The organism is Collinsella sp. AF05-9, from assembly GCF_003465595.1.
In the GTDB taxonomy this organism is placed as follows: domain Bacteria; phylum Actinomycetota; class Coriobacteriia; order Coriobacteriales; family Coriobacteriaceae; genus Collinsella.
In genome coordinates this window covers 1-14,538 of the sequence record NZ_QSBB01000012.1, presented here as the reverse complement: position 1 = coordinate 14,538, position 14,538 = coordinate 1, and the positions used below count along the sequence as shown (strand labels likewise).

General features: G+C 63.0%; 14 protein-coding genes. 2 read left to right on the top strand and 12 right to left on the bottom strand.

Annotated elements, in window-relative coordinates; genetic code table 11:
* Positions 1–182 precede the first annotated feature (182 nt).
* From DWV43_RS05155 to tmk, 5 genes are all read right to left on the bottom strand, one after another.
* A complete protein-coding gene (locus DWV43_RS05155) occupies positions 183–1,292 on the bottom strand; it encodes a hypothetical protein (RefSeq protein ID WP_117817244.1) in 1,110 nt (369 codons plus the stop codon).
* Positions 1,293–1,302: 10 nt separating this feature from the next.
* The gene (locus DWV43_RS05150; protein ID WP_233539205.1) at positions 1,303–2,109 is read right to left on the bottom strand and encodes a double zinc ribbon domain-containing protein; all 807 of its coding nucleotides are present in this window, start codon (positions 2,107–2,109) and stop codon (positions 1,303–1,305) included.
* A 102-nt stretch (positions 2,110–2,211) separates the two neighbouring features.
* Positions 2,212–3,912 carry a regulatory iron-sulfur-containing complex subunit RicT gene (locus tag DWV43_RS05145; RefSeq protein WP_117817245.1) on the bottom strand — a complete coding sequence of 567 codons (1,701 nt, stop codon included), beginning with the start codon at positions 3,910–3,912 and terminating at the stop codon, positions 2,212–2,214.
* Positions 3,903–5,030, bottom strand: a complete 1,128-nt coding sequence (locus tag DWV43_RS05140) for an ATP-binding protein (RefSeq protein WP_117817246.1) — start codon at positions 5,028–5,030, stop codon at positions 3,903–3,905. Before DWV43_RS05140 ends, DWV43_RS05145 begins: the two co-directional genes overlap by 10 nt.
* Before the next feature lies 1 nt (position 5,031).
* The gene (gene tmk / locus DWV43_RS05135) at positions 5,032–5,715 is read right to left on the bottom strand and encodes a dTMP kinase (RefSeq protein WP_117817247.1); all 684 of its coding nucleotides are present in this window, start codon (positions 5,713–5,715) and stop codon (positions 5,032–5,034) included.
* Positions 5,716–5,940: 225 nt separating this feature from the next.
* On the opposite strand from tmk, the gene DWV43_RS05130 reads away from it, so the two are divergent.
* Positions 5,941–6,924, top strand: coding sequence for a zinc-ribbon domain-containing protein (locus DWV43_RS05130; protein WP_117817248.1), 984 nt, complete (start codon positions 5,941–5,943; stop codon positions 6,922–6,924).
* A gap of 141 nt (positions 6,925–7,065) precedes the next feature.
* On the opposite strand, the gene DWV43_RS05125 is transcribed toward DWV43_RS05130, so the two are convergent.
* From DWV43_RS05125 to DWV43_RS05095, 7 genes are all read right to left on the bottom strand, one after another.
* A complete protein-coding gene (locus tag DWV43_RS05125) occupies positions 7,066–9,660 on the bottom strand; it encodes a DNA topoisomerase I (protein WP_117817249.1) in 2,595 nt (864 codons plus the stop codon).
* Positions 9,661–9,714: 54 nt separating this feature from the next.
* Positions 9,715–10,398, bottom strand: coding sequence for a hydrogenase nickel incorporation protein HypB (gene hypB / locus DWV43_RS05120; RefSeq protein WP_117736066.1), 684 nt, complete (start codon positions 10,396–10,398; stop codon positions 9,715–9,717).
* A gap of 55 nt (positions 10,399–10,453) precedes the next feature.
* Entirely contained in the window at positions 10,454–10,810 is a 357-nt protein-coding gene (gene hypA, locus DWV43_RS05115) for a hydrogenase maturation nickel metallochaperone HypA (protein ID WP_117817250.1), read from the bottom strand.
* A gap of 6 nt (positions 10,811–10,816) precedes the next feature.
* Positions 10,817–11,608, bottom strand: coding sequence for a twin-arginine translocase subunit TatC (gene tatC, locus DWV43_RS05110; protein WP_199569364.1), 792 nt, complete (start codon positions 11,606–11,608; stop codon positions 10,817–10,819).
* Complete coding sequence (locus DWV43_RS05105; RefSeq protein WP_158569828.1) at positions 11,608–12,201, bottom strand: twin-arginine translocase TatA/TatE family subunit; 594 nt, start codon at positions 12,199–12,201, stop codon at positions 11,608–11,610. Before DWV43_RS05105 ends, tatC begins: the two co-directional genes overlap by 1 nt.
* 153 nt (positions 12,202–12,354) lie before the next feature.
* The gene (locus DWV43_RS05100) at positions 12,355–12,669 is read right to left on the bottom strand and encodes an STAS domain-containing protein (RefSeq protein ID WP_089572422.1); all 315 of its coding nucleotides are present in this window, start codon (positions 12,667–12,669) and stop codon (positions 12,355–12,357) included.
* A 66-nt stretch (positions 12,670–12,735) separates the two neighbouring features.
* The gene (locus DWV43_RS05095; protein ID WP_117817252.1) at positions 12,736–14,040 is read right to left on the bottom strand and encodes an aminotransferase class I/II-fold pyridoxal phosphate-dependent enzyme; all 1,305 of its coding nucleotides are present in this window, start codon (positions 14,038–14,040) and stop codon (positions 12,736–12,738) included.
* Between the two features lie 150 nt (positions 14,041–14,190).
* On the opposite strand from DWV43_RS05095, the gene DWV43_RS05090 reads away from it, so the two are divergent.
* Positions 14,191–14,445 (top strand): hypothetical protein, encoded by a 255-nt coding sequence (locus DWV43_RS05090; RefSeq protein WP_022093864.1) that lies wholly within the window; start codon positions 14,191–14,193, stop codon positions 14,443–14,445.
* Positions 14,446–14,538 lie beyond the last annotated feature (93 nt).

Here is a 14,538-nt window from a genome sequence, read left to right as displayed (position 1 = left end):
ATTTTGCGCTCAGTGTCGCCAACCTGATGCTTAGTTATTCTACATTTGTTTATTATCTTCTTACTTTACGCCGCCTCCGAGTCCTAAATTCCTTGATTTTGCTGTTACTGATTTAGTGACAGTACTCATATTTGCCATATTATGGCCAGGGCATATGATTAACCTTCTATTTTCGACGCGTATTAGACCGGCTTAAGCCCAAAACACGCCCGCAGCGTGTTAAGCAACGCCTCTTGCTTCTTCCTGCGGGCATCGACACGATTCCGGTACCGCTTTCGCATACGCTGGTGCATGCGCCATGCGAGCGCTTCCATCGCTTCCATGTCACAGAGCATTTCGTTGTTGACCGTCGCGACCTCGATTCCCATAGTAATCAAGCCCGTGTTGCGTTTTTCGTCATGGATACGTCCCCTCCGGGAGGAATGGCCCAGCTCACCGTTGTATTCCAGGTCAAACCGGGCTGCCTCCTGATATGCATCGCAAACTGCATGGGGCATCCCCGAGATTGCCTGCGCGCGGTCATCGAACTCGATCTTGTAGTCGGTCTTAAAGGGACCGCAGGCAAATCCGCCATAGGGAAACGGAAGCGAAAACAGGGCGAGCATGATGCACTCCATGGGCGAGAGCAGGTTTTCTGACAAGTAGGGACACAGACGCTGCAATTGTTTGGCCGTGCTTCCCTTGCATGTCGCAAGGTAATCTGCCAGGCGATCGGGCGTCAGCACCGGTTCGACTTCAAAGTAGCCCACGTCTGCTGGCTGGTCCTTGTCCTTTGCAAGTTTATTCGTAACAGGCGAGGTGTAGGGAGGCAGATACTTCCCGCGGTCGCTCAGTGAAATCTTAGAGCACAGCTCCTGGGCCAGGGCAAACGCCTGGATGCAGCCGACCTCGCGCGCAACGGCAACACAAAGGGCCTCGGGAGATAGGCTGTACACCCCCGGTTCCACCTCTAGAATCGAGCCGGCGGGCAACCCGGAACACACGGACCAGCCTACGCCAGGCATGCGGCGGCGCTGCGCCGCAGATCCCACCAGCAAGCACAGATCTTCTTGCACCTCGCCACTTTTGGCTCCAATTCGCACCAAGTCAGGAAGATAGATATCCTCGGTCGAGGGCGACGACGTGCGCAGCACACGGCGCTCTTCATCGGGATTAAGGTCCTTCCAGCTGATATAGCCCATCTGCCGGCGCTCGGCGCGCATCATGCGCAGCGCTGAAACGCCTGTTAGGATTACGGAAGCCGCTAGCTGTTCGCCTGTCGGCTCGTTGCGCCGCTCAATCTTCACTGCCACAAAACCACCCCTACCAAACACGTGCGATAGCAATGCCATCGACTGCCGCAGCGCCGGCGCGCTTGAGTTCCGCCGAAGCCGTGGCCATCGTCGCGCCCGTGGTGATAACGTCATCGATCAGCAGCAGGCGGCGGCCGTGCACGTCCTCAACCGTCTCGTACATGCCTTGGGCACGCTCGCGGCGCTCCTCACGACCGAGTTCGCGCTGGTCGCCATGCCCGTACTTGACGAGAGCATCGAGCAGGGGAACACCCGACAGCTCGCAAAATGGGCGCGCAATAGCCTCCATATGATCAAAACCACGCCGCCGAAACGCTGCCGCCGTCGCAGGCACAAACACCACCGCATCCGCACCGGACAGCACACCTCCTAAGCGTTCGGGCGCTACGACCTGGGCATGCAGGGCGGTGTCGTAAAGCAGCTCCGCCAGATACGGAGCCAGACGTCGCTCGCCCGCATCCTTGTACGCTTTAATGATGCGCGGCAGCGGATGCGCGTAGACGGCGCACGCCAGGCAGCGGTCGAGCGCCTCCGACATTGCCGAGGACGTGCCCTCGACCGAACATTCAGTGCACAGCAAATCCCCAAACGGGGCGCCGCATCGGGTGCAGCTATGACGTGGGTCGATGAGCGTGAGCGCAGCCAGGCAGTCTTGGCAAATAAGCGCACCGGCGCGCTCGCAGCCGGCACATCGTGTTGGCGACAATGCCTCGAGCGCCTCGCGTGCCACCCGCTCGGCAAACGGTAGCAATTCGTCTGCAAACGGTAGGGCGCCGGCACCCTGCAGACGGCTCAATATGTTCAGATGGCTCTTCAAGACACAACCCTCCCTACGTTCGGTCGCAGGGAGGGTTGTTGATTCAGCGCTATGATACCCCGATGCGCTCGGGGCAAGGCGAGCTAAATCCGCTCGCGGGCGTTATTCGCCGGCGGGCGGTTGTGGTGCAGACGAAGACGGGGTCGGGCCCTCGCCACCATCCTGGCGCGGCTTGCGGGAACGGCGACGGCGACGGCGCTTTTGACCCTGGTCGGCCGAGCCCTCGCCACCGCGATCCTCGCGCGGCTCGCGCTCGTCGCGAGCGGCGCCACGCGAAGCCTTGGCAGCAGCTCCCCCGCCATCTCCGGGACGACGGCGCGTGACCTTGACCTCGCCATCCGAGACCTGATCGGCCACGGAGGGCACTGAAGGCTTCTGCTGTGCGCCCGAGGAATGGCGACGGCGCGGGCGCGGCGCGCGCTCCTCCTCGCCACGTGACTTGCCGCCCTTGTCGACAGGCGCATCGGAGGCCGAGGGACCCTTGGAAGCGGCACCAGCCTCGCGAGCAGCTGCGGCACGGAAGGCGTCCTCGCGCTCCTCGCTCGACAGATGACGGCGACGACGGCGCGTGGGATTCATGCCACCGCCGCGATTCTGCTGCTGGGGCTGTTGAACCTCGCGCTCGCGGGAGGAGTTCTTGCCTGCAGCTGCGGCCTCGCCGGCATCGGCAGAGCCCGCACGCTTGCGGCGGCGACGGCCGCCAGCGGCCTCCTCGGCCTCAGGCGTTGCGGCATTGCCACGGCCCTTTCCGCGGCCACGACCCTCGCCCTGCCCCTGACCGACACGGGCATCGGATTCAGCATCGCGACGACGGCGCTTGGGCATCGACGTACCGGCCAGACGGTCGGCACTCGACAGGCCATCGCCCACGTCGACGCCGTTCTCGCGATCGAGTTCCATGAGCGCCAGGCGCATCTCGGGCGACTCGATGCGCTCGAGCACATCGCGCGTCACGCAGTCGGGGCGGCAATTGCAGCCCTGCTCGGCAGCCTTCTTCTTGCAGCCCTCCGAGCAGGTCATATCGGCCAGGTTGACCTTAAAGACCTTGCCGTTCTCCAGGCGCAGCACCAGCTGCTCGCGCGGCGTGTCATATTCCTGAATACGCGCCTTGCCGAGCGGCGTATCGATGAGCGTCTTCTTTTTGGGCGCGCGGCTCTTAAAGTCCTTGTAGGCCTCGAACTCGTAGCGCAGGCAGCACATCAGGCGGCCACACACGCCGCTGATCTTGGAGGAATTGAGCGGCAGGTCCTGCTCTTTTGCCATGCGGATCGAGACGGGCTCAAACTGTCCGCCAAAGCGCGTGCAGCAGAGCTCCTGTCCGCACTGGGCATAGCCGCCCACCAGGCGGGTCTCGTCGCGCACGCCGATCTGGCGCATGTCGACGCGAATGTGCAGCGTCGAGGACAGGTCCTTGACGAGCTGGCGAAAATCGACGCGCTCCTCGGCCGCAAAGTAGAACACGGCCTTCTCGCCGCCAAACAGGTACTCGACGCCCACCGGCTTCATCTCGAGGTCGAGCTCTTTGACCAGACGGCGGAAATCGACCATCGCCTCGTCGCCCTGGATGGCCAAATCGTCGGCAAGCTGCAGGTCGATGTCGCTCGCCACGCGCAGCACGGGCTTGAGCGGCTGACCGATCTCGTCTTGCGGCACCTCGAAGGGATCGGCCGTGACCAAGCCGATCTCGGTTCCGCGCTCGGTGGAGCAAATGGCATAATCGGCCTCGAGGATATCCAGGTCCTGCGGGTCAAACCACAGGTCGCGCGAGGCGTAGGTAAACTTAACGGGTACGACTAACGGCATTTCAGTGCCTTCCTGATATCGAACAGCATGACCTCGATGGCCAGCTGGGGAGTAACGTTTCTGGCGATGTTGCGCTCGGCGGTCGCGACCGCCTCGAGCGCCTGGGTGGCACCCGCAACATTCGTCGCAGCGGCAAGCCGACCGATCGTGTCACGCACGTCTTCGTTCACCACGTCGGCCGCCTCGTCCTGAAGTGTCAGCAGCACGTCGCGCATGAGCGTCCGCGCGCTCGCCAGCGCTTCCATGATACCCGAACGCTCGCGCGCGTTGAGTTCGCGCTTGTTGCGGTCCTCAAGCTGCTTCAATGCTCCACGCGACAGGTAGTCGGCATTTTGCTCGAGTACCTTTTCCTGCGTGGACTTGACCTCGGCGAGCGGCGCCTTGACGGCGACGATGAGCGACTTGGCGCGACTGAGCACGTCGGCCTCGTCGGCGGCGATGAGCGAATCGATGGCACGGACCATCTGGCGGCGAGCATCCTGGTGCTCGGCGCTCTTGAGGAACTCGATGCCGCGCGTTGGGCTCCCCGCTACGGCAACCGCCATGCGGCAACGCGCAGGGTCCTGACCGGTGGCGCGACTCACGGCACGCGCGGCCACGGCGGGCGACACCAGCCGAAACGGCACGCACTGGCAGCGGCTCACGATAGTGGGCAGCATCACGTCTGCCGAGGTGCCCAGCAAGATGAACATAACGCCCTCGGGCGGCTCCTCGAGTGTCTTGAGCAGTGCGTTGGCGGTGTTGGCGCGCAGTTGCTCGGCACGGTCGATGATGTAGACCTTGGCCTTGGCGCGAATGGGTGCCAGCGGCACGTCATCGAGCAGCTCGCGGGTCTGGGCAATAAGGTAGCCCGTGGCGCTCTCGGGCGTGTAATAGTGCACGTCGGGATGCGTATGGCGCGCGACGCGCACGCAGCTGTCGCACGATCCGCAGCCGTCCTGCTCGCACAGGAATGCCTGGGCGAGCGCCCATGCGGCATCGAGCTTGCCGGCGCCGGGCGCTCCCAAGAACAGATAGGCGTGCGATGCGCGACCGCTGGCGACGGCGTTGGTCAAAAAGTCGCGCACGCGTTCTTGGGTATCGAGTTTGGCGAGCAAGCTTGTCTGCGCAGGGGCCATGCTACTCGGCCTCCTGGGCAAGCGCGGCGACGACGGCATCCTGCGGGATATCGAGGCCGTACGCGCGAACCTGCTCGACCGTCTGCGCGAAGACATCCTCGATCGGCGCAGTGGCGTCGATGAGCTTTACGCGGTCTGGCTCCTCGGCGGCAATGGCACAAAAACCCTGATAGACGCGCTCCTGGAAGGCTATGCCCTTTGCCTCCATGCGGTCAGCCGCGCCACGGGCAGCCATGCGCAGCGCCGCCTGCTCGGGCGTGATGTGGTAAACGAGCGTGAGCACCGGGTGTGTTCCCGCGACGGCCAGGTTGTTGGCGTCGCGTACCATCTGGCGATCGAGGCCGTCGGCAAACGCCTGGTAGCAGGTCGTGGAATCGTAGAAGCGATCGCACAGGACCACCTTGCCGGCCGCGAGGGCAGGCGCGATAACCTCGTGCACTAGCTGGGCGCGCGCGGCCTCGTAGAGCAACAGCTCGCAAGTATCGCCCATTGCCGTGTTGGCGGAATCGAGCAGCAGGGCACGAATCTTCTCGCTGATGGCGGTGCCACCCGGCTCGCGCAGGGCCACGACCTGGTAACCGGCAAGGTCAAGCGCGCGGGCCAGCAGGCGCGCCTGCGTGGACTTGCCAGCGCCATCGACGCCCTCGAGCGTGATAAAGCTATGTTGAGCGGGCTCAAAAGCCATGGGCGCAGCCCCTTCCTACAAGGCGCGTAAATGCAGATATATCAACCAAGCCATGATACCCCAGTGCTCGGCACGTCCCAAATCCCACCTAGCCAATGGCTACTCAGGCGGCAGTTAGGGACGTTCCTAAACTGCCGGCCGAAAAGGAACGTCCTCAACTGCCGGCTTTTTGGGGTACTGGGTATAATCGTCGTATTGCATTGAAATGTGGCGAAAGGAGTGGCAATGTCTCGGTATTGCGCCTCGTGCGGCAAGCTTCTTGCAGATGATGCCAAGTTCTGCACCTCGTGCGGTGCACCCGTTGAGCAAACAGCCGCGAGCGATAGCCAGCCCGCTTTTGAGCAGACCGGCTCCCTTGATACGCCGCAAGCCAAGGCGGACGACCCCCTCGCCTATAGCCCCGACCCCGCCGCAGGGACCGAGGCCGTCGAGACCACGCAGCGCATACCCGTCGCGAGCGGCTCGCCCCAACAGCAGCCGGCTCCCGCATACGCGCCCGCTTCGCCACAGACCCCCGCTCCCAAAAAGAGCGGCACCGGGCCGCTTATCGCCGTTATTGTTGTGCTGGTGGCGATCATCATCGCCCTGGTCGTTTTCTTTGTGATCAAGCCTTTCGACAACGCCGCCACGCAGACGACTGCCGCGGTAGCTAAGCTGCACCATGACGTCGACGACGATGACCTAAAGCCTCTCGGCGATCCCAACAGCCTGTACGACGATGATGACGATGACGACGAGGATGGCGGCGAAGCAACGCTCTCCGAGCAGAACCTCTACCGTCGCCTGAGCGAATACTACGACCTGCTCGAAGATCTCGACAGCCAGGTCCGTGGCTGCGCGCAGAACTTCAACGGCAACTATCTGGAAGAGGATCGAACCACCCGTCAAAATCTCGCCGACGTCGCCGAGCGCACGGAGGACACCATCGAGCAGTATTACGACATCGTCGAGGACCTGGACGTCCCGACGAGCTCCAAGAACTACAGCTCCTGGAAGGACATCATCGCCCTGTACGACGACCTGGATCACCGCATTGACGCAATCTGTGATGCCTGGGAGATCAGCCTGAAATACGCCAAGCCTGCGGACCACAAGAATGAGATCGTGGCGCCGCTGTCGCGCGACAACGTGGCGGGTACCAATGACAATAAGTACCGCCTAGACTTTGAGGAGCGCTATCCCGGCGCCAAACCCGTCGAGGTGAACTAGCGCTTTGTCGTTCCCGAGCCGGCAGTTAGAGACGTTCCTAAACTGCCGGCAGAAAAGGAACGTCCCTAACTGCCGGTCAAAAAAAACGAGCGAGGATCATGGGACCCTCGCTCGTTTTTGGGCACTGTTTCGACTGCGCCGTTACTTGTCGGAGGCTGCTTTCTTGGCAGTCGACTTCTTCGCGGTCGTCTTCTTGGCGGCAGTGGCTTTCTTAGCCGTCGTCTTCTTGGCCGCCGTCGTCTTCTTTGCCGTGCTCGCCTTGGTTGTGGTCTTGCGGCCGCGGGCGGGCTTCTTCTCCTTGGTCGGGCAGTCCATGTTGACGCAGATACGCCACGGACCGCGCGCCGTGTTGACCACCACGATGGGGGCGCCGCACTCGGGACAGGTCTCGCCCGTCGCCTCGAGCTTGCCACGCGCCGGTAGCGGATAGCTCACGCCGCAGTCATCGTAGTTGGTGCAGCGGATAAAGCGCTTGCCGCTCTTCTCGCTCTTGTGCGCGATCAGGTCGCCATGGCGTCCGGCCTCGGCGCACACCTTGCACTCGCCCACCTTAAGGTCAGGCTCGTAGTTGGTGGGGCACGTGGGGTTCACGCAGATCTCGAAGGCCTTCTGGCGGAACGGCTGGCACTTGATGCGCGGCGCGCCGCACTCGGGGCACACGGCGGCCTCGCCCTCGAGCGGGCTCACCTTGACGCCGCTCGGCACCGGATAGGTCACGTCGCAGTCGGGCCAGCCCATGCAGCCAATGAAGCTGCCGCGGGTCTTGGCGCTCGTCTTCATAACCAGGTCCTTGCCGCACTTGGGGCAGGCGCCCACGCGCGCATCGGCCGTGACGGCGTCGCTGATGGCGTCGCCGAGCTCCTGCGTATGCTTGAGCAGCTCGTCGAGCACGCCGGCCAGCAGCGCACGCGAGTGCGTCACGACATGCTCTTCGGTGTCCTCGCCGCGCTCCACACGGGTCATGTCGCCGTCGAGCTCGCTGGTCATATCGGGGCTCGTGATGCGCGGGGCAAACTGCGTCAGCGCGTCAATGATGGCGATGCCCAGCTGGCTCGGCTCCACGGGATCGTTTTTGAGGTAGCGCACGGCGTACAGGCGCTCGATGATGCTCGCGCGCGTGGACTTGGTGCCCAGGCCGCGCTTCTCCATCTCCTGCACGAGCTTGCCCTGGCTGTAGCGCGCGGGCGGCTCGGTCTGCTTGGCCTCGAGCTTAATGTCGAACACGTCGACCGTATCACCCTGTTCCAGCGGCGGCATCTGCTCGTCGCGCTTAAGGCCGTACGGGTACGCCTCGCGGAAGCCCGGGGTCACGAGCACGTCGCCCGAGGCCACGAACGGCTCGCCGTTGACGTCGAGCTCGAGCTTGGTGTTCTCGATGGTCGCAGGACCCATAAGCGTCGCCAGGAAGCGGCGGGCGATGAGATCGTAGAGCTTGCGCTGGCCGCCATCGAGCGTGGACGGATCGCCCTCGCCCGTGGGATAGATAGGCGGGTGGTCGGTGGTCTCGACCTTGCCGCGCGTGGGCTTCATGGGACCGGCGAGCACCTTTTTACACACGGGCGCCAGCGCCGGGTTAATCTTTGCCAGGTCGCTCACCACGGCGCCCAGATCGAGCGTCGCAGGGTACACGGTATTGTCGACACGCGGGTAGCTGATGAGGCCCGCCATGTAGAGGGACTCGGCGATGCGCATGGTACGTGCAGGTGAGATGCCCTCGGCCGCGGCGGCAGCCTGCAGCGAGGTCGTCGCAAACGGCGTGGGCGGCTGCTGCTTGCGGGAGCGCTTGGTCACCGCGGCGACGGTTGCCGTCGTAGCGCCGTCGACGTGGCCGTACGCCGTCTCGGCAGCATCCTTGTCGGTAAAACGTGCCGTCTTGTGCGCAATCTTAAAGCGCTCATCCTCGGCAGCGCCCTGCGCGGCGCCCATGCCGCGAATCTGCCAATAGTCCTCGGGCACAAACGCCATGCGCTCGCGCTCGCGCTCGACCACCAGGGCAAGCGTCGGCGTCTGCACGCGGCCGGCGGAACGCACGTTGCCAAAGCCGCCAAACTTGGCGAGCGTCAGGTAGCGCGTGAGCACTGCACCCCAAATGAGGTCGATGTGCTGACGGCTCTCGCCGGCGTCGGCCAGGTTCTGGTCGAGCGAGACAAGGTTATCGAAGGCCTGCGTGATCTCGGCCTTGGTAAACGAAGAATACTGGGCGCGGGCGACCGGCAAGTCGGGCGCCACCTCGCGCACCTTGTTGAGGGCGTCCGAACCGATCAGCTCGCCCTCGCGATCGAAGTCCGTGGCGATGATGACGCTGTCGGACTTTTTGGCGAGGTTCTTAAGCGAGCGGATGAGCTCTTTCTCGGCCGGAAGCTTAATGACGGGCGCCCAGGTGAGATAGGGCAGGCTCTCGAGCTTCCAGCCCTTGATGGAAATGCCATCGGCAAGGAACGGCTTGCGCTTGGTGTCGTACGGCGGGCGGGCCAGGCCATCGGGCATATCGGCCGGCAGCATTTCGCCGTCCTCCGTGACCGAATACCAGCCCAACTTTTTATCGAACAGCACACTGTCGCAAAAATCGGGTGCCAGGATGTGACCGGCAAGGCCGATCGTCACGCACTCCTCGCCCTTCCACTCAAAACGGTAGATGGCGGTGTTGTACACCTTGTCCTTTTTGGGCTTGCCCGTGGACAGACGCTCGGCGATCTGACGCGCGGCGTCGTTTTTCTCAGCGATGATGAGCTTCAAAAGAGGCTCCTATCTCGTGTGTCTGCGGCTGCGCCCGCCCTCTTGGCGGCCGACTTACGCCCTTGCTTGCTCAATCTGCCCGATGAGCCAATCGCACCAGGCATCCATGCCCTCGCCCTTGCGCGCGCTCACGGCAAACCGCGGCGCCTGCGGATTGAGGTCATCGAGTGTCTTAGTATACCTATCCATGTCAAAATCGAAAGCCGGAGCCACGTCGACCTTATTGAGCAGCTGCGCGCCGGCGTGCTGGAAGATGCCCGGGTACTTGATGGGCTTGTCGTCGCCCTCGGGCACCGAGAGGATCATGATGGACAGGTTCTCGCCCAGGTCAAAGTCGACCGGGCAGACCAGGTTACCCACATTTTCGATAAAGATGACGTCGATGTTCTCCAGACCGACGGCCTGGTCGAAGGCGTCGACGGCCTCCATGATCATGTTGCCCTCGAGGTGGCACAGGCCGCCCGTGTTGATCTGGATGGCGGGCATGCCGGCTTCCTTCATGGTGATGGCGTCGACGTCCGAGGCGATATCGCCCTCGATAACGGCACAGCGCAGGCTGGCTTTGTCACGCAGGCGCTCGTTGGTGCCCAGAATCGTGGTGGTCTTACCCGAGCCAGGGCTCGACAGCACATTGATCACGTAGGTGTTCGTCTGCTCAAACCGCTGACGCAGCTGATCTGCCAGGCGCTCGTTGCGCGACAGAATCGGCGACGCGATATCAATCGTTTTCTCGGCCATACTTAGCGCTCCTTACTTTGGCCCTTTTATACCCCATCGCTAGATGGCGAGCGTGCTAATCGTCGGGGGTCTCGATCTCGATACTTGCGATGTCGAGTTCGCGGCCATGCAGCAGACGCACGTTGGCACCGCCACATTGGGGACAACGGCAATGGAAACGGTCGTGCTCAAAGACCTCACCGCAGTCCAGACACTCGCTTTGTGGATGGACTTCCTCCACGGCAAGCTCGCAGCCGCGCGTGAGCGAGTCCTCGTCGCGAAACGTCTCCCACGCAAAGTCAAGCGCCTCGCGCACGACCTCGGTCATATCCCCGATACGCAGCGTTACCAAAACGGCGCGCGAGGCCCCCGCCCCACGCGCCGCGCGAATCACTGTATCGAGTATGCCGTTGACAATGCCAACCTCGTGCATACCGATTTACTCCTCGTCGTCCTCGTCGTCCGAGAACAGGTCCAGACGGCTCACGAACAGGCCCTCCTTGCCCTCGCGCGCGGTAATGACCACGCGAGCAATGGCGAGCGAAATCTCGTAGAGCGAGAGCAGGGCGCCATACATGAGACCCAGCGTAACGGGCGAGCCGTCGGGCGTAATCACAGCCGAGCCCACAAGCAGGCCTACGTACACGTAGCGCCAGGCGCTGCGGAAGGCCGCATAGGACACGATGTGAAAGACGGACAGATAGAAGATGATGAGCGGCAGCTCAAACGCCACACCAAAGCCGATCATAAAGAGCAGCTCCATGTTGACGTAGTTCTCCAGGTCGGGCAGCGCCGTAGCGACGGCCGAGGTCTCGCCGATGAGCCACTCAAAGCCCGCCGGGATGATGATGAAATAGCAGAAGATGGCACCCAGGAAGAACAGCACCGTCGAGGCGAGCACCGTGGGCACGACCCACTTGCGCTCGTTGGGGCGCAGCGCCGGCAGGAAAAATGCCAGGATCTGCCAGATGATCATGGGCGTGCACATGACCACGGCCATCTTGATGGCCAGCGAGAAGCGCAGGCCAAAGCCGCCGAGTGTGGTGGTGATGTAGAACTTACCGTCCGGCACAAACGAGCGGATGGGGTCTTCCAGGATATCGAGCACCACGGGCGTGGCAAAGTACAGCACGATGGCGGCGGCAAACACCGACACGATCACGATGGTCAGGCGGCGACGGAGCTCTCCCAGGTGATCGAAGAGCGGCATACGAGCAGGTCCGATAGGCATTACTCATCGCCTCCCTTCGGGGCGTCGGCGGCAGCAGTCTCGGCAGCGTCCTCGGCCTCGAGCTCGCGAGCGAGCTGGTCGACGACGGCCTTGCGCTTGCGGGGACGACGGGCGTAGAGGCCAGCCGTCGTGGGCTCTGCCGGCTCGGGCTCGGGCTCTGCAGCAGGCTCGGGCTCGACGGCAGGCTCGGCGGCAGCGGCAGGCTCGGCCTCGGCGGCAGCGGCCTCGGACTCCTCAGCAGCACCCTCGCCCTCGGCGGCAGCCTCGCTCGCGGCCTTCTCGGCAGCAAGGCGGGCACGACGCTCGGCAAAGGTCTCCTTCTTGGCGGGCGCTACCGTCTCGGCGGCATCCTCGTCCGCATCGGAATCGTCATCGACGGCAGCCTTCTTGGGCTTGACCGGAGCCGAAGCGGCCTCGCTCACCGGATCGATGATCTCGGACTGGACAACCGCCGTCATCTTTTCCTGCGTCTCGCGGAACTGACGGATGGCACGGCCGATCGTACGGCCCATCTGCGGGAGCTTATCCGGGCCAAACAGCAAAAAGCCGAAGACCACGATGATTGCCAGCTCACCTTCTCCAATACCAAACACACATACCTCCAAGGCTCGATGTGATTCGAGCCCGCACCGCGCCATTCGGCCGGAACTCGTCTATTCATTCGGTCAAGTATAGCGCCCGGACGCCAAAACGTCCGAGCGCATCACAAACATATGCCAAACGGCACGCCCTTTTGGGGGCAAAGATTATGCAGCGGTGATCGAAATCTCCTGGTCGACGCCCAACAGCTGAACCACGCGCATCACCGGGGGCTGCACGTTGACGCAGCTAAAACGCTTACCATGATCAGCTGCGTGGTGTGCGGCGCCCACAAGCACGCCAATGCCCGTCGAATCGATGTAGCTCACCTGGGCAAAATCGAGCTCAACGGCCTCAGTGGGCTGCTCGAGCGCCAGGTCGATGGCATTGCGCAGGCTATCGGCGTTAGAGATATCGATCTCACCGGTCACCTTAATGGTGTAGAGCTCTGGCGTGGGGTTTGTGGAAATACCCAAATCCATGTATACGCTCCTTTACGTATCGAAAGTGCGGATAGTACTAGGCGCGGACTTGCGGGGCCCTACGCGTTAGGCGCGCTCGGCACGCGCAAGCTCGGCAGCGACAAGCTTAACGGCCAGCACCAGCACATCGAGCGCGGCCTCCAGGTCCTCGACCGTGGGATAGCTCGGCGCGATGCGGATGTTGGTGTCGCGCGGGTCCTTGCCATAGGGCCAAGTGGCACCGGCCGGCGTGAGCTTGACGCCCAGGTCGGCGCAAAGCGCGGCGACCTTTTGGGCCGAGCCCTCGGGACCATCGAAGCTTACAAAGTAGCCGCCGCGGGGGTGCGTCCAGGTGGCGCAGCCCGTGTCGCCCAGGCCCTCGGTGAGCTTGCGCTCGACGGCCTCAAAGCGCGGGCGCAGGAACTCGGCATGCTTTTTCATGTGCTCCTTGACCGCCTCGATGGTGGGAAGGAAACGCACGTGACGCAGCTGGTTGAGCTTATCGGCGCTAATAAGACCGGCCTTCAGGCGCTTGGAGAACTCGGCGATGACCGCGGGGCTCGCACCGATAAAGCCGATGCCGGCGCCCGGGAAGGTGATCTTGGACGTCGAGGCAAAGGCCACCACGCGATCCTCGGTGCCCGCCGCGCGAGCGAGGTCAAAGATATTTGCGAGCTCGTCGGTCTCGTCGTACAGGTCGTGCACGCAGTAAGCGTTGTCCCAGAAGATGCGGAAATCGGGCGCGGCCGTGGGCATCTCGACCAAGCGGCGCACAGTGTCCTCGCTAAAGGTGATGCCCGTGGGGTTGGAATACTTGGGCACGCACCAGATACCCTTGATGGAATCGTCGGCGGCAACCAGGCGCTCGATCTCGTCCATGTCGGGGCCGTTGTCGGTCATCGCGACGGGGACGTTCTCGATGCCCAGATCGGCGGTGATGCCAAAGTGGCGATCGTAGCCGGGAACAGGGCACAGGAACTTGACCTTCTTGCCGTCGTGCGCTGCCTCGTAAGCCTCCCAAGGGTCGCTGCCGCACGAGCCGCAACGCCAGAACATACCGGCGATATCGTGCTCGATCAGCAGGCTCGATGAGCCCAGTACGAGCGTCTGCTCGGCAGGACAACCCAGGAACTCCCCCGCCAGCTTGCGTGCCGAGGGAACGCCCTCAAAGCAGCCGTAGTTGGAGCAGTCGACGTTGCCGTCATGCAGATCGGCATCGGCATTGAGGATATCGAGCATGGGTCGAGAGATGTCCACCTGGGAGGGCGACGGCTTGCCGCGGGCCATGTCGAGCGCCAGGCCCTTGGCCTTGACCTTGGCGACCTCGGCTTTGAGCGCCTCGATGGCGGCATCGAGTTCGGTGGTTTCCATCTTCTGGTAGATCGTCTGCATGGGGTGCGACCTTTCGCGAAGCGGTACGTTGCAGTTCGTCTAAGTATAGACCGCCATCGTCGCAACGTTATGAAGCCGTGATAGATTAAGTTCATCGCAATCAATTACGAATCGCCGCGCATGCCGGCGTGGGGCGCCCAAGGAGGCACTATGGAGTACGGATCGTTTCAGGCCGAGGAATTCGGCGACTTGCAGCGCCTGGTCGACGGACTGTTTTACGACCGCCACGCCATCGACCGCCTGGATCTGATCGTACAGGCCGAAATCTTGGACCTGGCGCCCGACCTCATGGAGATCGTGAATCTTTTGCCGCCCGGCTACTACGACCGCCAGTCACTTTGCGACCAGCTCAACTCCGCCTTGGCCGCCCACGGCTGGGGCGCCGTCTACGGAACGGTGGAATAAGCCTCGAGGCCGGCGATTTGGCCCGCTTCCCGACCTTGGCGGGTGGCGCGCGCAGACGTGGTGTAAGAGCGTCCCGAGGTCCGTCGCTGCAAG